The organism is Halomonas beimenensis (genome assembly GCF_002549795.1).
Lineage (GTDB): Bacteria > Pseudomonadota > Gammaproteobacteria > Pseudomonadales > Halomonadaceae > Halomonas > Halomonas beimenensis.
The window spans coordinates 3,960,305-3,976,520 of the sequence record NZ_CP021435.1; the positions used below are offsets into that span (position 1 = coordinate 3,960,305).

The window sequence follows — 16,216 nt, forward strand, 5'->3', positions numbered from 1 at the left end:
AACAACATCAATCACCCACTTGGTGGAGGAACCACTATGAGACTCGCTCTGATCGGTGCCGGTCGCATCGGCAAGGTTCACGCCCAGACCATCGACCGCAGCCCCGATGTCACCCTGGCCGCCGTGTCCGACTTCCATGCCGACGCTGCCGAGACCCTCGCCCATCAGTACGGAACGCGGGCCATCGAGGCCGAGGCCATCTTCGAGGATGACGACATCGATGCCGTGCTGATCGCTTCCAGTACGCCCACTCATGCCGACTATCTGGAGCGGGCCGCTCGGACCGGCAAGGCGGTGTTGTGCGAGAAGCCGATTGCCCTCGACCTGGCACGCACAACAGAGGCGTTGAGGGTGCTGGAGGCACACCCGGTGACCTGCGCCCTGGGCTTCAATCGCCGCCACGACCCCCAATTCGCCGGCCTGAAACAAGCCGTCGCGGATGGACGGATCGGCGATCTGGAGACGCTGACCATCATCAGTCGGGACCCTGCGCCGCCTCCTGCCGAATATGTCAGTGCTTCCGGCGGCCTGTTTCGCGACATGATGATCCACGACTTCGACATGGCCCGTTGGCTGCTCGATGAACCGATCGTTCAAGTGCAAGCGCATGGCAGTTGCCTGATCGATCCGGCGATTGGTGAAGCCGGGGATGTGGATACCGCCATGGTCACCCTGGCGACGGCCAGTGGTCGACTCTGCCACATCAGCAACTCGCGTCGTGCCTGCTACGGCTATGACCAGCGCATCGAGGCCTTCGGCAGCGCCGGCATGCTCCAGGCCCAGAATGAGACCGAAACCCGGCTGCGCTTCACCGGCGAACCCGGCCAGGTGGAGGACAAGCCGAAGTGGTTCTTCCTAGAACGCTACGCCCAGGCCTACAGCAACGAGATCGACGACTTCGTCGCTGCCTGGAAAGAGCAGCGTCCCCCTTTGGCCGGTGCTCATGACGGCCTGGAGGCCCTGCGGCTGGCCGAGGCCGCGCAACGCTCGCTGCAGGAGCGGCGTCCCGTGGCGCTCGACGAGATTCGTTGAGGCCCGCTACGTCATCGACTCAATCAGAGGAGGACAGCCATGACTTCGCTACTGGTTCGCCCCACGCCGCCCGATGAACAAGGCAAGGTCCTCGAGGTGACCCCGGAATCCGCCGGCTGGGAGCATGTCGGCTTCCGTGTGCACAAGCTCAGCAAGGGCCAACAGATCGAAGGCCATACCGGCGACCGTGAACATTGCCTGGTGATCCTGTCCGGTCGTGCCACCGTGTCCAGTGGCGACCACCGCTGGGCAGACATCGGCGAGCGCATGGACATCTTCGAGAAGGTGCCTCCCTATGCGGTGTACTTGCCCGACGGCGTCAGCTTCAGCGTCGAGGCAACCACCGACATGGAGCTGGCGGTATGCAGCGCCCCGGGACATGGCAACCATGCGCCGCGGCTGATCACCCCCGACCAGATCAAGCAGAGTACACGCGGCACCGGCAGCAACACCCGCCATATCCAGGACGTGTTGCCCGACTCCGAACCGGCCGACAGCCTGCTGGTGGTCGAGGTCTACACGCCGGCGGGCAACTGGTCGAGCTATCCGCCCCACAAGCATGACGTGGACAACCTCCCCGAGGAGTCGATCCTCGAGGAGACCTACTATCACCGACTGAACCCGTCCCAGGGCTTCGCCTTCCAGCGGGTCTATACCGACGACCGCTCCCTGGACGAGACCATGAGCGTGGAGGATGGTTGCTGCGTGATGGTGCCGCGGGGCTATCATCCCGCCGGCGTGCCGCACGGCTATGAGCTCTATTACCTGAACGTGATGGCCGGGCCCAAACGCGAATGGAAATTCCAGAACGACCCGGCTCATGAGTGGATCGTCAAGCAGTAACCGGTTTCCCTGCAAGTAAAGGCGTCCTGACGTCTCTTCGCCCCGCTTGAGCGGGGTTTTTTTCGTACTAGGGAAAGGCCTTTATGATCAACTGCACGCCGACGATGGCCATGACCAGCACCACCAGGCGATAGAAGAGCCGCTCGTTGACCCGATGCTGGAGCCACAGGCCGCTGCGCACCCCCGCCCAGGCCACCGGGACCAGGGCCGCCGAGGCCCAGAGGCTGGTCAGGTTGATCTCGCCGAGCCACAGGTAGGGCGGCAGCTTCATGACGTTGACGGCGGCGAACACCAGGGTGGTGGTGGCGATGAAGGCCATCTTGGGCAGTCGCCGGGGCACCAGGTAAAGGTTCATCGGCGGCGCCCCGGCATGGGCGATGAAGCTGGTGATGCCGGTGGCGATTCCCGCGGGCCAGGCCCAGAACGCCGGGATCGGGCGGGACGCGGCGGGCTTGAGGATCATGTAGGCGACGAACAGCAGCGAGATCACGCCGAGGAGCAGGCGAACATGGTCCTCGTCCAGGCTGCCCGCCACCAGGGTCGCCGCCACCACGCCGATGGCCATGCCGGGCACCAGCCGCTTCACCTCGATCACGTCCTGATGCCCCCGCCAGGCCTTCACCGCCAGGAAGTCCATCACCAGCAACAGCGGCAGCAGCAGCCCCGCCGCCTCGATGGGCCCGATGGCCAGCGCCATCAGGGGCACGGACAGCGAACCGAAGCCCCCGGCGAAGCCGCCCTTGGAGATCCCGGTGAGGTAGGTGGACAGGACGATCAGGGTCCAGGCGACCCCGGAGTAGTCGGGCAGCATGGCAACACCCTGGCCGGCCACGAGGCAGTGAGCGGATCCGGAAAAGAAAGGGGCCCGCGATGTCTCGCGGGCCCCGGGAAGCTTGGCGCGCCCTAAAGGATTCGAACCTTTGACCTTCGCCTCCGGAGGGCGACGCTCTATCCAGCTGAGCTAAGGGCGCGCGGTGCCCGATGGGGATCGCCATCAGGCGTGGCACATCCTACCGTGCCGCCTTCGCGCTGTCCAGACACCCGAGGCGTTCGGCCCCTGTCCGGACCCGGGCGAGTTGACTCGCGGCATTTTCCAGCGGTTGGCGATGCCGGTATACTGGCGCGCATTGTGCGCGTCATGGCGTCCTCCGGCTGTCGTGATGCCGACCGTGATTCGATGACAAGACCGTCAAGAGGTGGTGAGAGTGAAATCCAGCAAGCTGATCATGGGGTGCCTGGCCACCCTCGGCCTGACCACGGGCATGGCGTTCGCCCAGGAGGACGTGGACCGGGAGGCCATCGCCGAACGTCTCGAACCGGTGGGCGAGCTGTGCCTCCAGGGCGAGGACTGCGGGACCGCCATGGCGGCCAGCGGTGGTGGCGGTAGCGCCTCCTCCGGCGCCGTCGATGGCGCGAGCATCTACGACAGCGTCTGCATGGCCTGCCACGAGACCGGCGCCGCCGGTGCGCCGGTGCGCGGCGACGAGGCGGCCTGGGGCGACCGCACCGACCAGGGCTTCGAGACCCTGGTGAGCCATGCCATCAACGGCTACAACGCCATGCCGGCCCGCGGCGGCAATCCCAACCTCTCCGACGAGGAAGTCCAGGCCGCCGTGGCCCACCTGGTCGAGCCGGTCATGGAGGTGCCCACCGAGGCCACCGGCGGCGGTGAGGCCCAGGCCGCCGCTTCCGGGGGCGAGGGTGCCGAGCCCGCCACCGCCGGCATCGACGGCGCCGCCATCTACAACAGCGTCTGCATGGCCTGCCACGATACCGGCGCCGCCGGCGCGCCCATGAAGGGCGATGCCGAGGCCTGGGCCGCGCGGCTCGAGCAGGGCACCGAAACCCTCTACGACCATGCCATCAACGGCTTCAACGCCATGCCCGCCAAGGGCGGCAACCCCGGCCTGTCCGATGCCGAGGTCAAGGCGGCCGTCGATCATCTGGTCGGCTCCGTGCAGTAAGGCGGCGACGAGCCGACACGACAGCGGGGCGCCCAAGGGCGCCCCGCTTGCTTTCCGGCGATCGGTGTCGATAAGCGATAGCGCATCCACCATCAGCGGCCAAGCCGAGGTTGCGAGTCGCAAGGGATTCGACGCCCCTCGTCTCCCGCCTCTGCTCACTTGTCACTTGGCGCTTGGCGGCCGGATCATCCCAGCAGCGAGCGTAACCCGGCGATGGCGTCCTGCCCCCGGGCCTGCTTCTTCTCCGGGTCCTCGCGATCGGCGCGGCCCTCCCACTCCAGGGCGTCCTCGGGCAGCTCGTCGAGGAAACGGCTGGGAGTGCAGTCCATCAGCTCCCCGTAGGCCTTGCGCTGGCGAGCCAGCGTCAGCGTCAGGGTGCGTCGCGCCCGGGTGATGCCCACGTAGGCCAGGCGGCGCTCCTCCTCCACGGTCCCCACCTCGATGGCATTGCGGTGGGGCAACAGCTCCTCCTCGAGCCCCATCAGGTAGACATGCGGGAACTCCAGGCCCTTGGAGGCGTGCATGGTCAGCAGCTGCACCCGGTCGGAGTCGTCCTCCTCGGCCTGCTGCTCGAGGATGTCGCGCAGCACCAGCCGCGAGATCGCCGCCTCCACGTCGTCGGTCTCGGTATCGGTGCTGGCGGTGTTGTCCTCGGGGTCGGCCTGCATCGACTTCTCGAGCTGGTCGACCAGGGTCCAGACGTTGGCCATGCGCCGCTCGGCGATGGTCGGGGCGCTGGCGTTCTGGTAGAGCCAGGCCTCGTAGTCCATCTCGCGCAGCATCTCGCGGATGGCGGCGATGGCGTCACCGCCGTCCATGCGCCGGCGCACCCCCTCGATGAAGTGGGTAAATCTCCCGAGCCTTTCGACGGCTCTGGTCGGAAGCTGCTCGGCCAGCCCCATCTCCTGGCAGGCGGCGAACAGCGAACCGCCCCGCTCGGTGGCGTAGTTGGCCAGCTTCTCCAGGGTGGTCGGCCCGATCTCGCGGCGCGGCACGTTGACGATGCGCAGGAAGGCGTTGTCGTCGGCCGGATTGATCAGCAGCCGCAGGTAGGCCATGGCGTCCTTGATCTCGTTGCGCGAGAAGAAGGAGGTGCCGCCGGAGAGCTTGTAGGGGATCTGGTAGTGCTGGAGCTTGAGCTCCAGCAGCCGGGCCTGGAAGTTGCCCCGGTAGAGCACCGCGAAGTCGCGCCACTCGGCCCGTTCCTTGATGCGCCGGGTGAGGATCTCGCTGGCCACCCGCTCGGCCTCGGCCTCCTCGTGGCGGTTGACCACCACCCGGATCGCCTCGCCCTGGCCCATCTCCGACCACAGGGTCTTCTCGTAGACGTGGGGGTTGTTACTGATCAAGGTATTGGCGGCGCGCAGGATGGTGCCGGTGGAGCGGTAGTTCTGCTCGAGCTTGATGACGTTGAGCCGCGGGAAGTCCTCGCCGAGGGTCACCAGATTCTCGGGCCGGGCCCCCCGCCAGGCATAGATCGACTGGTCGTCGTCGCCCACCACGGTGAAGGTCTGGCGCTCGGCCATCAGCAGGCGCACCAGCTGGTACTGGCTGACGTTGGTGTCCTGGTACTCGTCCACCAGCATGTAGTGGATCTTGCGCCGCCACCGGGCCAGCGCCTCGGGATCGTCGCGCAGCAGGGTCACCGGCAGCAGGATGAGGTCGTCGAAATCCACGGCATTGTAGGCCTTGAGGTGGCGCACATAGGCCTCGTAGACCCGGGCGGCGAACAGCTCGTCCTCGCTGCCGGCATGGGACAGCGCCTGCCCCGGCAGCACCAGGTCGTTCTTCCAGTTGGAGATGATCCCCTGGACCTGGTTGATCGCCTCGGCATCTACCTGGGCGTCCTTGTTCATCAGGTCGCGCAGCAGCGCCTTGGCGTCTTCCGGGTCGAACAGCGAGAAGCCGGGCTTGTAGCCCAGGGTCTTGAGCTCGCCGCGGATGATGTTGAGCCCCAGGGTATGGAAAGTGGAGACCGTGAGGCCGTGGCCCTGGCGGCCCTGGAGCATCTTGCCGACCCGTTCCTTCATCTCCCGGGCGGCCTTGTTGGTGAAGGTCACCGCGGCGATGCGCCGGGCGCTCATGCCGCACTCCTGGACCAGGTAGGCGATCTTGGTCGTGATCACGCTGGTCTTGCCGGAGCCGGCGCCGGCCAGCACCAGACAGGGCCCGTCGATGGCCCGCACGGCCTCCTGCTGGCGGGGATTGAGCTTGGCCAGGCGGCCGGCGATGCTGGGGGTCATTCGCTCTCCCTCGGAACGGTCTCGCGGGTGGCCTCGGGGCGCCTCGGATCGGCTTCCGGATGACCGGCTCCCGGCAGGCCGGCCCCCGGATGGCCGGCCCCGGGAAACCCCTGCTGGCGCCAGGCCTCGAAGACCAGCACCGCGGCGGCATTGGACAGGTTCAGGCTGCGGCTCTCGGGCAACATGGGGATGCGCAGGCGCTGCCCCTCGGGCAGGGCATCCAGCATGGCCTGGGGCAGGCCACGAGTCTCGGGACCGAACACCAGGGCATCCCCTTCCCGATAGGCCGGCTCATGATAGCCGGTGCGGGCCCGGGTCGAAACGGCGAAGACCCGCGCCGGTGCCACCGTCTCGAGGAAGGCCGTCCAGTCCGGATGGACCCGCACCCGCGCCCACTCGTGGTAGTCGAGTCCGGCTCGACGCAGGCGCTTGTCGTCCAGGGTGAAGCCCAGGGGCTCGATCAGGTGCAGCCGGAACCCCGTGTTGGCGCACAGGCGGATCAGGTTGCCGGTGTTGGGCGGGATCTCGGGCTGATAGAGCACCACGTCGAGCATCGGGAGTTCCTGATATGTCGGGGCGGTAACGCACTCGGGCCCCTGACGGGGCCCGAGTCGTGATTGGTCGGCGGTGTCCGCGGCCTCAGAAGACCAGGCGAACCCCGGCATGGGCCCCGCTGTCCAGCGTGCGGGTCCCGCCGGCATGGTCGAAGTCGGCGCGCAGCCGGCGATAGCCCACGTAGGCGTCCACGTTGGGCGTGAAGCCGTAGCGGGCCCGGAGGCCGTATTCCAGGCCATGGTCGAGGTCGCTGGTGGTCACCACGCTCGGCGTGTAGAAGCCGTAGCCCCCCAGGGACAGGGCCGGCATCCGCGGCACGTAGGCATAGCCGTAACCGCCCAGGCCCAGACCGCCGCCGTCGCCGGCATCGGTGTCCAGCTGGGTCCAGCGCGCGCCCACGCCGATATCGTAGCGCCGGTTGCGCTCGACGCCGAGCACCTGGGCATGCAATGCGCTGGTGTCGACGCGATCCTCGCTGTCGAGCAGGCCGCCGCCCACGGCGATGCCCTGGGCGAGCTCGCCGCTGGCCGCGAACTGCACCGCCTCGTCGCTCAGGTTGAGGTCCAGGCTGCCGGCCTGGCAGCTCAGGGTGGACAGGGCCAGGCTCAGGCCCGCCAGCACCGGGGTCATCACTTTCATCATCGCACTCCTCGTCTCGATCGGGAGCCTGTCGGGCTTGACCGGGCGTCGCGGTGGATCTCGGTCAAGACCGGCCGGCTCTCAGCTTCCTTGCACGCCGTAGCGGTCGCGATAGGCGCGGATCGCCTCGGCATGGCCACGCAGCGCCTCGCCGGCGTGGAGCTCCAGGTACTCGAGCACCATGTCCAGGGTGACGATGCTCACCACCGGCATGCCGTAGCTCGCCTCCACCTGCTGGATGGCGCTGCGCGGATCGGCGTCGTCCCCGCCGCGCTCCTGGCGATCCAGGGCCACCACCACGCCCGCGGCGCGGGCTCCGGCGGCCTCGATCAGCCCCATCACCTCGCGGATGGCGGTCCCGGCGGTGATGACGTCGTCGACGATCAGGATGCGCCCCGCGAGATCGGCACCGACGATGTTGCCGCCCTCGCCGTGAGCCTTCGCCTCCTTTCGGTTGAACGCATAGGGCAGGTCACGATCATGGTGATCGGCCAGGGCCACGGCGGTGGAGGCCGCCAGGGGGATGCCCTTGTAGGCCGGGCCGAAGAGGACGTCGATCTCGAGGCCGCTGTCGGCGATGGCCTGGGCATAGAAGCGCCCCAGCTGGGCCAGGGCACGGCCGGTCTTGAACAGCCCGGCGTTGAAGAAGTAGGGGCTGACTCGCCCGGACTTGAGGGTGAACTCGCCGAAGCGAAGCACGCCCTGCTCGATGGCGAACTCGATGAAGGCCTGCTGGTAGGGTTGCAGGGTCGATGCGGCCACGGAGCCTCCTATCACGTTTATCGACTGACGCCATTTACCCAAACGTCGAAACGTCGGGTATCATACACGCGCGACGCAAAAGGGACCATGTATGAAAATCGCCACCATCAATGTCAACGGCATCCGCGAGGCGGTGGGTCGGGGCTTCCTCGACTGGCTGGCCAACCAGGATGCCGACGTCGTCTGCGTGCAGAATCTCAAGGCCAAGAGCTTCGAACTCGACGACAGCATCCTCTATCCCGAAGGCTACGAGGGCTACTTCCTCGACGCCGAACAGGACGGGTTCTCCGGGGTCGGGCTGTACTGCCGCAAGATCCCCAAGGCGATCATGTATGGCCTGGGCTTCCCCCAGTGCGACCACGAGGCCCGCTTCCTGCAGGCCGACTATGATCGCTTCAGCATCGCCAGCTTCCTGATGCCCGACGGCAGCGATCCCGCCGCCAAGCAGGCCTTCATGGCCCAGTACCAGGAATACCTGGCCAAGATGGCCCGCAAGCGCCGGGAATACATCATCTGCGGGACCTGGCACATCGCCCACAAGACCATCGACCTGGCCAACTGGGCGGACAACCAGACGACCCCGGGCTTCAAGCCCGAGGAACGCGCCTGGATGGACCAGGTGCTCGGCCCGACCGGCTTCATCGACACCTTCCGCGAGATCAACCGCGACGCCGGCGAGTACACCTGGTGGCCGGCGCTGGACCAGGACCAGCCCCGGGAACGCCAGGAGGGCTGGCGCATCGACTACCAGCTGGTCGGCCCCAATTTCCGTCGCCACGTGATCGACGCCTGGATCGACTACGATGCGACCTTCTCCGAGTACGCGCCGCTGATCGTGGAGTACGACCTGACGCTCTGACACGCCTCCCTTCGTCGCCGTCGCGCCCCGCGACGCAACACGCCGGCCTGGAGCCGGCGTGTTGCGTTTGAAGCTACCCGCGGATGCCCAGGGCCTCGCGCTGGTGGGCGAACAGCGACTCGCCGGCCCGCTCGGCCAGGTCGAGCATGGCGTTGAGCTGCTGCCGATCGTAGGTGCCCGACTCCGCGGTGCCCTGCACCTCGATCAGGCCGCCGCCCTCGGCCATCACCACGTTCATGTCGGTATCGGCACTGGAGTCCTCCGGATAGTCCAGGTCGACCACGGGCACGCCCTTGAACAGGCCCACCGAGACCGAGCCGACCAGCTGGTGGAAGGGATCGCCCTTGATCAGCTTCTCGCGCTGCAGGTAGCGGATGGCGTCGACCAGGGCCACGCAGCCGCCGGTGATGGAGGCGGTGCGGGTGCCACCGTCGGCCTGGATGACGTCACAGTCCACGGTGATGGTGAATTCGCCGAGTTTCTTGAGGTTCACCGCCGCCCGCAGCGAGCGGCCGATCAGCCGCTGGATCTCCAGGGTGCGGCCGCCCTGCTTGCCTCGGGTGGCCTCGCGGCCGCCGCGGGTGTGGGTGGCCCGGGGCAGCATGCCGTACTCGGCGGTCACCCAGCCCTGCTTCTTGCCGCGCAGCCAGCGCGGCACGCCGGCCTCGACGCTGGCGTTGCACAGCACGCGGGTGTCGCCGAACTCCACCAGCACCGAGCCCTCGGCGTGGCGGGTATAGTCGCGGGTCAGGCGGATCTCACGGGGCTGGTCGGGGGCGCGTCCGCTGGGACGCCGAATGTCCGAGGACATGGCACCTCTCTCGAAGTCGGGGGATGGAATGGCGACCATTCTACACGGTCCGGGGGCGGAATCGTTTACACTGCCTGTCTCACTCAGGGCAATCGCAGTCGGATCTGGCGAGGGGCGCCGGGGACAGGTCGAAGAGGGGGTCCTACGCCATGGACGGCGTCGGTAGCGCCCAGGGAGGGGTTCACAGCGCCCCCTCGCAGACCTGTCGACGGATCAGCCCCGCACGACAACGCTAACTGCGATACCCCTACTGTTTCACCGACGGCATCCCAGGAGTCTTCCCATGGTCCACAGCATGACGGCCTTTTCGCGGCAGGACCGCGACGGTGACTGGGGCCGGCTTCAGCTGGAGCTGCGCTCGGTCAACCAGCGCTATCTCGAGCCCCACTTCCGCCTGCCGGAGGCGCTCCGCGACCTGGAGCCCGAGTTCCGGGACGCCCTGCGAGGGCGCCTGGCCCGGGGCAAGGTGGAGTGCCAGTTACGCTTCGACCCGGCCGAGACCGGCACCACCCTCCAGGTCAACCAGGCACGCCTCGATGCCCTGATCGACGCCCTCGCCCAGATCCACGATGAGGTGCCCCAGGCGCCCCTTCCCGACGCCCTGGCGCTGCTCGACCATCCGGGCGTGCTCGAGGCCCCCGCCCCCGACCTGGAGACCGTCAAGGCCGAGGCGAGGGCGCTGTTCCAGGAGGCCCTGGACGACCTGGTCGCCGGGCGCGCCCGGGAGGGCGACAAGCTGGCCGCGCTGATCCGCGAGCGCCTGGATGGCGTGCGCGACCAGGTCGCCGAGGTGCGCCGCCTGCTGCCCGAGATCCTCGAGCGCCAGCGCCACCAGCTGCTCGAGCGCCTGGCGGAGATGCGCACCGAGCTCGACCCCCAGCGCCTGGAGGCGGAGCTGGTGCTGCTCGTCCAGAAGGCCGACGTGGCCGAGGAGCTCGATCGCCTGGAGACCCATGTCGACGAGGTGGAGCGCCAGCTGACCCAGCGCGGCCCCATCGGCCGGCGCCTGGACTTCCTGATGCAGGAGCTCAACCGCGAGGCCAACACCCTGTCGTCCAAGTCGGTGGTCGCCGAATCCACTCGCTGCGCCGTGGAGCTCAAGGTGCTGATCGAGCAGATGCGCGAGCAGATCCAGAACATCGAGTGATGGCCGGACAGATCAAGGTTCCGCCAACGTGAATCACTCCGTCCATGACCGCCTTGTTGCCTTTCTCTACGGCCAGAGCTGGACCAGCGAACGCAAGTGCGTCAGGGCGGACCTCGAGCCCGCCGTCAGGGAAGGGGAAGTCGCCTGATGCAACCCGAATATCTGCTACGACGCCTACTCGCCGGAGCCGGTGAAAGCGAGATCGTCGAGTTCAAGGAAGCCAAGAACACCTTCAGTTTCGACAAGCTTGGCAAGTACGTCTCGGCATTGAGCAATGAGGCGAACCTCCAGGGCCTCACGAGCGCCTGGCTGGTTTTCGGTGTCAAGGACAATCATCGCGTGATCGGCACCCGCTTCCGGGAGAGTCCCAAGGAACTTCAGTCATTGAAGAAGGAAGTCGCCGACAAGACCACCCATCGCTTGACCTTTATCGAGATTCACACCGTACGACATCGGGATGGCCGGGTATTGCTGTTCGAGATACCGGCGGCGCCGCGGGGCATGCCGGTGGCTTGGGACGGACGCTACTACGGCCGCGATGGGGAATCCCTCGGTCCACTCTCCATCGAAGAGATCGAGCGCATCCGTCATCAGAATCGCCAGCACGACTGGAGCGCCGAAATCTGCCAGGGCGCCACCCTCGACGACCTCAGCGAGGAGGCGATCGCCCTGGCACGCCAGGAATACGCCACCAAGCATCCCAGACTCGCCGAGGAAGCCTACCTCTGGGACGATGCGACTTTCCTGAACAAGGCCAAGATCACGATCCAGGGGCAGGTCACCCGAGCCGCCATCTTGCTGCTGGGCAAGCCGGAAGCCTCCCACTGGCTCAACCCTGCCTCCCCCACCATCACCTGGATCCTGAAGGATCGGGATGGGCTGGAGCGGGACTACGAGCACTTCACCTGCCCGCTGCTCATGAGCGCCGAACAGGTGTTCCGCAAGATCCGCAATCTGAAGTACCGTTACATGGCGGATGGCAGCCTGTTCCCCGAGGAAGTCGATCAGTACGATCCCTTCATCATCCGCGAGGCACTGAACAACGCCATCGCGCATCAGGATTACGAGCTGGGCGGCAAGATCGCGGTGGTGGAATTCGAGGATGGCAGGTTGTGCTTCAGCAACCCCGGACGCTTCATTCCCGGGTCCGTGGAGAGAGTGATCCAGGCGGACGCACCAGAGTCACGTTACCGGAATCGCTTCCTGACGGATGCCATGGTCAACCTCAACATGATCGACACCATCGGCAGCGGCATCCGCAAGATGTTCGTCATCCAGAAGAACCGCTTCTTCCCCTTGCCGGAGTACCAGCTCGACCAGGATCGAGTCCAGGTGACCATCACCGGGCGTGTCGTCGATCTCAACTACGCCAGGAAGCTGGCCGAGCTGCCGGACCTGACGCTGGACGACATCATCCTGCTCGACCGGGTGCAGAAACGAAAGCCGTTGACGGATGAACAAGCCAGGCACCTGAAGCGACAGGGGCTGATCGAAGGCAGGAAGCCCAACTTCCACATCTCTGCGCACGTGGCCCGCCACAGTGATGAGAAGGCCCGATACATCCGCAATCGAGGCTTTGATGACCAGCCCTACAAGCAGCTCATCTGCGACTACCTCGAGGAATTCGGCGAGGCCCGGCGCAAGGATATCGATGCGCTGCTGCTAGACAAACTGCCGGATATCCTAGACGAACACCAGAAGAGCCACAAGGTCAAAAACCTTCTTCAATCCCTTAAAAATCAAGGTGTTATAGAGCCAGAAGGCAAGAGATGGAGAATGTCTAAGGGCTGAGCCTTAGACATTTCTAGACATTTGGGCGGAAGCTGGCGAGGGGACGAAAAGGCCTCTTGACGACGTGGTACTTTGCCTTACCGAATTGCCTATGAGAGTGGCCCCAAGTTACCGCAGCTCAGGACTCCCTCCCCGTTACCGGGCGCGAATAGGTTGCAGATGAAAGCAAACTGGATTGATTTGTCTCGTGGGGGGATGCTTACCGCGATGATGCAGTGGCGGCTCGCCTCCCTGGTGCTCGCCTGCCTCCTCGCCCTGCCGGCCACCGGCCTGGCTCAGGACGACGACAAGACCATCGTGGTCGGCGGGGATCGCTACCACCCGCCCTACGAGTTCCTCGACGAGGACGGCCGTCCCGCCGGCTACAACGTGGAGCTCACCCGGGCCATCGCCGAGGTGATGGGCATCGAGGTGCGCATCGCGCTGGGCGACTGGGACGAGATGCGCCAGGGGCTCGAGAGCGGCGAGATCGACGTGCTCCAGGGCATGTCCTACTCCGAGCCGCGCGACGCCACCTTCGACTTCGCCCCGCCCCACGCCATCGTCCATCAGTCGATCTTCGCCCGGCGTGGGACGCCGCCCGTGCAGGACCTGGAGGCGCTGCGCGGCAAGGAGGTCATCGTCCAGCGCGGCGACATCATGCACGACTACCTGATCGACCAGGCGGTGGGGGCCGAGCTGGTCACCACCGACACCCATGCCGACGCGATGCGCGCGCTGGCCGCCGGCCAGCACGACTATGCCCTGGTGGCCAACCTGCCGGCCCTCTACCTGAGCCGGGAACTGGGGCTCACCAACCTGGCACCCGTCGCCCGGCCCTTCTCGCTGCGCTACGGCTATGCGGTCCGCGAGGGCAACGCCGACCTGCTGGCCCAGTTCAGCGAGGGCCTGGCCATCCTCAAGAACACCGGCCGCCACCAGGCGATCTACGACAAGTGGCTGGGCCCCCTGGAACAGGCGGACGGCATCCCCTGGAAACGCATCGGCCTGGTCGGGGCCATCGCCTCCGGCCTGCTGCTGCTGATCCTGGGGGGCATCGTGGTCTGGAACCGCATGCTTCAGCGGGAGGTGGCCAGCCGTACCGAGGAGCTGCGCCGACAGCAGCAACAGCTGATCCAGGCCGACAAGATGACGTCCCTGGGCATCCTGGTCTCCGGCGTCGCCCACGAGATCAACAACCCCAGCAGCCTGCTGCTGCTGAACCTGCCGGTGCTGCGCGACGCCTATGCCGACGCCCGACCGGTGCTCGACGAGCACCATCGCCAGCAGGGGGACTTCCCGCTCGGCGGCCTGCCCTACTCGCGCATGCGCGACGAGATTCCCTCCATGCTCGACGAGATGCTGGAGGGCACCCAGCGCATCAAGCGCATCGTCGGCGACCTCAAGGATTTCGCGCGACAGGGCGACAGCGACCTCGGCGAGCGTCTCGACCTCAACGAGGTGGTCGGGACGGCGGTGCGCCTGGTGGACAACTCGATCCGCAAGGCCACCGACCGGTTCGAGCCGCACTACGCCGACGACCTGCCCGACATCCAGGGCAATGCCCAGCGCATCGAACAGGTGGTGATCAACCTGGTGCTGAACGCCTGCCAGGCCCTGGAGCGGCGCGACCAGGGCATCCGCCTGACGACCCGTTACCTGGCCGGCGACGAGGAGGTGGCCCTGGAGGTACGCGACGAGGGACGGGGCATCGATCCCGAGGCGATCAACCGGCTGACCGATCCCTTCTTCACCACCCGGCGCGAGTGCGGCGGCACCGGCCTGGGCCTGTCCGTCTCCGCCGGCATCGTGCGCGAGCACCAGGGCCGGCTGGCCTTCGACTCGTCCCCCGGCGAGGGCACGACCGTCACCCTGACGCTGCCCGTGGCCCCGGCAGCAGACACTGCCGGGCCGGCGACCGACACCCCCTGGATGCAAGCGGACCGATGAGCATGAACCTCTATCCCTCGTTCGGCCTCCTGCTGGTCGACGACGAACCCTCCTTCCTGCGCAGCCTGAGCATCGCGCTCGAGCGCAGCGGTGGCATCACCCACCTCCATCGCTGCCAGGACAGCCGCGAGGTGATGGACATCCTGGCCCGGGAGAACATCGGCCTGGTGACCCTGGACCTGACCATGCCCCACCTGTCCGGAGAAGAGCTGCTCCGTCGCATCGTCGAGGAGCATCCGGACGTCGGGGTCATCGTGATCAGCGGCCTGAACCAGGTGGAGACCGCCGTCGACTGCATCAAGCTCGGCGCCTTCGACTACTTCGTCAAGACCGACGAGCAGGACCGGCTGATCGAGGGCATCAAGCGTGCCATCCGCCTGCAGGAGCTGCGCCACGAGAACCAGGAGCTGCGCCGGCGCTTCCTCAACGATACCCTCGAGCGCCCCGAGGCCTTCGCTCGCCTCGTCACCGACGACAAGGGCATGCGCTCGGTCTTCCAGTACCTCGAGTCGGTGGCCCCGAGCAGTCAGCCCTTGCTGATCGGCGGGGAGAGCGGGGTCGGCAAGGAACTCATCGCCCGCGCGGCCCATGAGTTGAGCGAGCGCCCCGGCCCGCTGGTCTGCGTCAACGTGGCGGGCCTGGACGACAACGTCTTCGCCGACACCCTCTTCGGCCACCAGCGGGGCGCCTTCACCGGGGCCGACCAGGCGCGCGCCGGGATGATCGAGCAGGCCGCCGAGGGCACCCTCTTCCTCGACGAGATCGGCGATCTCAGCATGGCCTCCCAGGTCAAGCTGCTGCGGCTACTCCAGGAAGGGGAGTACTACCCCCTGGGCAGCGACCGGCCCAAGCGGATGCGGGCGCGGATCGTGGTGGCCACCCACCATGACCTCGACGCCCGCCAGCGGGAGGGGAGCTTCCGCAAGGACCTCTACTACCGGCTGCGCACCCACCAGGTCCAGATCCCCCCGCTACGCAGGCGCAAGGGCGACATCCCGCTGCTGCTGGATCACTTCCTCGCCGAGGCCGCCGACGAACTCGGCAAGGCCCGGCCCACCTACCCCCCCGAGCTGCCGGTGCTGCTGGCCAACTACGCCTTCCCCGGCAACGTGCGGGAGCTGCGCGCCATGGCCTACGACGCCATGAGCGTCCACCGCTCGCGGACGCTGTCCATGGAGGTGTTCAAGCGCGCCATCGACCCGTCCCAGGCGCCCCCCTCGCCGACGGAGAACGGCGCGACGGAGCGCGCGGTCTTCGCCCCGGACGAGCCCCTGCCGACGCTGCACGAGGTGGCCGACCTGCTGGTGCACGAGGCCATGCGCCGGGCCGAGGGCAATCAGTCCATCGCCTCGCGGCTGCTGGGCATCTCCCAGCCGGCGTTGAGCAAGCGGCTGAAGAAGATGCGCGAGAGCGGCCCGGAACCCCTATAACCTCGCGGTGGCCATAACCTAGGTTATAGCCTCGAATAATCCTTTTATTTCAATACCTTAAGATGAGAACTCCGACACTGTCCGGTCCCGGGTTATAGCCCTTCGTCGCCCTGCCTCGCCGCCGGCATCATAAGAATCCCCTTTTTATTCAACCACCCAAGAGAGATTCGCCCGACTGGCACGCGCCTTGCTCTGGATAGGACGGCTCCCC

Annotated in this window: 14 protein-coding genes and 1 tRNA gene; 8 read left to right on the plus strand and 7 right to left on the minus strand. The window is 66.8% G+C overall.

Annotation, left to right across the window (positions count from 1 at the left end):
- Positions 1–36 precede the first annotated feature (36 nt).
- Together iolG and iolB are read left to right on the plus strand one after the other, a co-directional pair.
- Positions 37–1,032 carry an inositol 2-dehydrogenase gene (gene iolG, locus BEI_RS18400; protein WP_097790865.1) on the plus strand — a complete coding sequence of 332 codons (996 nt, stop codon included), beginning with the start codon at positions 37–39 and terminating at the stop codon, positions 1,030–1,032.
- A gap of 39 nt (positions 1,033–1,071) precedes the next feature.
- Entirely contained in the window at positions 1,072–1,875 is an 804-nt protein-coding gene (gene iolB / locus BEI_RS18405) for a 5-deoxy-glucuronate isomerase (RefSeq protein WP_097790866.1), read from the plus strand.
- Positions 1,876–1,942: 67 nt separating this feature from the next.
- Here the strand turns inward: iolB and BEI_RS18410 are convergent, their stop codons facing one another.
- The gene (locus BEI_RS18410; protein ID WP_097790867.1) at positions 1,943–2,686 is read right to left on the minus strand and encodes a sulfite exporter TauE/SafE family protein; all 744 of its coding nucleotides are present in this window, start codon (positions 2,684–2,686) and stop codon (positions 1,943–1,945) included.
- A gap of 83 nt (positions 2,687–2,769) precedes the next feature.
- Positions 2,770–2,846 (minus strand) — tRNA-Arg (locus BEI_RS18415).
- 234 nt (positions 2,847–3,080) lie between these two features.
- Here BEI_RS18415 and BEI_RS18420 point away from each other — a divergent pair.
- Positions 3,081–3,839: a c-type cytochrome gene (locus tag BEI_RS18420; protein WP_227644519.1), complete on the plus strand. Its 759-nt coding sequence runs from the start codon at positions 3,081–3,083 to the stop codon at positions 3,837–3,839.
- 185 nt (positions 3,840–4,024) lie between these two features.
- Here BEI_RS18420 and rep read toward each other — a convergent pair whose 3' ends face one another.
- From rep to pyrE, 4 genes are all read right to left on the minus strand, one after another.
- A complete protein-coding gene (rep, locus tag BEI_RS18425) occupies positions 4,025–6,082 on the minus strand; it encodes a DNA helicase Rep (protein ID WP_097790868.1) in 2,058 nt (685 codons plus the stop codon).
- On the minus strand, positions 6,079–6,636 hold the full coding sequence (gene trmL / locus BEI_RS18430) for a tRNA (uridine(34)/cytosine(34)/5-carboxymethylaminomethyluridine(34)-2'-O)-methyltransferase TrmL (protein WP_227644520.1): 558 nt from the start codon (positions 6,634–6,636) through the stop codon (positions 6,079–6,081). Before trmL ends, rep begins: the two co-directional genes overlap by 4 nt.
- 85 nt (positions 6,637–6,721) lie before the next feature.
- Positions 6,722–7,276 (minus strand): YfaZ family outer membrane protein, encoded by a 555-nt coding sequence (locus tag BEI_RS18435; RefSeq protein ID WP_097790869.1) that lies wholly within the window; start codon positions 7,274–7,276, stop codon positions 6,722–6,724.
- Between the two features lie 81 nt (positions 7,277–7,357).
- Complete coding sequence (gene pyrE, locus BEI_RS18440; RefSeq protein ID WP_097790870.1) at positions 7,358–8,038, minus strand: orotate phosphoribosyltransferase; 681 nt, start codon at positions 8,036–8,038, stop codon at positions 7,358–7,360.
- 91 nt (positions 8,039–8,129) lie between these two features.
- On the opposite strand from pyrE, the gene BEI_RS18445 reads away from it, so the two are divergent.
- Entirely contained in the window at positions 8,130–8,897 is a 768-nt protein-coding gene (locus BEI_RS18445) for an exodeoxyribonuclease III (protein ID WP_097790871.1), read from the plus strand.
- A gap of 73 nt (positions 8,898–8,970) precedes the next feature.
- Here the strand turns inward: BEI_RS18445 and rph are convergent, their stop codons facing one another.
- The gene (rph, locus tag BEI_RS18450) at positions 8,971–9,708 is read right to left on the minus strand and encodes a ribonuclease PH (RefSeq protein ID WP_097790872.1); all 738 of its coding nucleotides are present in this window, start codon (positions 9,706–9,708) and stop codon (positions 8,971–8,973) included.
- A 283-nt stretch (positions 9,709–9,991) separates the two neighbouring features.
- Between rph and BEI_RS18455 the strand changes: the two genes are divergently transcribed.
- The 4 genes from BEI_RS18455 to BEI_RS18470 all read left to right on the plus strand — a co-directional run bounded on the left by BEI_RS18455 (position 9,992) and on the right by BEI_RS18470 (position 16,005).
- Positions 9,992–10,855, plus strand: coding sequence for a YicC/YloC family endoribonuclease (locus tag BEI_RS18455; RefSeq protein WP_097790873.1), 864 nt, complete (start codon positions 9,992–9,994; stop codon positions 10,853–10,855).
- Between the two features lie 147 nt (positions 10,856–11,002).
- Entirely contained in the window at positions 11,003–12,646 is a 1,644-nt protein-coding gene (locus BEI_RS18460; RefSeq protein WP_097790874.1) for an RNA-binding domain-containing protein, read from the plus strand.
- A gap of 207 nt (positions 12,647–12,853) precedes the next feature.
- A complete protein-coding gene (locus tag BEI_RS18465; protein ID WP_227644522.1) occupies positions 12,854–14,575 on the plus strand; it encodes a transporter substrate-binding domain-containing protein in 1,722 nt (573 codons plus the stop codon).
- Positions 14,572–16,005 carry a sigma-54-dependent transcriptional regulator gene (locus BEI_RS18470; protein ID WP_097790875.1) on the plus strand — a complete coding sequence of 478 codons (1,434 nt, stop codon included), beginning with the start codon at positions 14,572–14,574 and terminating at the stop codon, positions 16,003–16,005. Before BEI_RS18465 ends, BEI_RS18470 begins: the two co-directional genes overlap by 4 nt.
- Positions 16,006–16,216: the final 211 nt, after the last annotated feature.

Coding starts and splice junctions, on each gene's coding strand:
- BEI_RS18455 (WP_097790873.1), top strand. CDS start 9,992: ATGGTCCACAGCATGACGGCCTTTTCGCGGCAGGACCGCGACGGTGAC.
- BEI_RS18445 (WP_097790871.1), top strand. CDS start 8,130: ATGAAAATCGCCACCATCAATGTCAACGGCATCCGCGAGGCGGTGGGT.
- iolG (WP_097790865.1), top strand. CDS start 37: ATGAGACTCGCTCTGATCGGTGCCGGTCGCATCGGCAAGGTTCACGCC.
- BEI_RS18460 (WP_097790874.1), top strand. CDS start 11,003: ATGCAACCCGAATATCTGCTACGACGCCTACTCGCCGGAGCCGGTGAA.
- BEI_RS18465 (WP_227644522.1), top strand. CDS start 12,854: ATGATGCAGTGGCGGCTCGCCTCCCTGGTGCTCGCCTGCCTCCTCGCC.
- BEI_RS18435 (WP_097790869.1), bottom strand. CDS start 7,276: ATGAAAGTGATGACCCCGGTGCTGGCGGGCCTGAGCCTGGCCCTGTCC.
- BEI_RS18470 (WP_097790875.1), top strand. CDS start 14,572: ATGAGCATGAACCTCTATCCCTCGTTCGGCCTCCTGCTGGTCGACGAC.
- rph (WP_097790872.1), bottom strand. CDS start 9,708: ATGTCCTCGGACATTCGGCGTCCCAGCGGACGCGCCCCCGACCAGCCC.
- iolB (WP_097790866.1), top strand. CDS start 1,072: ATGACTTCGCTACTGGTTCGCCCCACGCCGCCCGATGAACAAGGCAAG.
- BEI_RS18410 (WP_097790867.1), bottom strand. CDS start 2,686: ATGCTGCCCGACTACTCCGGGGTCGCCTGGACCCTGATCGTCCTGTCC.
- rep (WP_097790868.1), bottom strand. CDS start 6,082: ATGACCCCCAGCATCGCCGGCCGCCTGGCCAAGCTCAATCCCCGCCAG.
- trmL (WP_227644520.1), bottom strand. CDS start 6,636: ATGCTCGACGTGGTGCTCTATCAGCCCGAGATCCCGCCCAACACCGGC.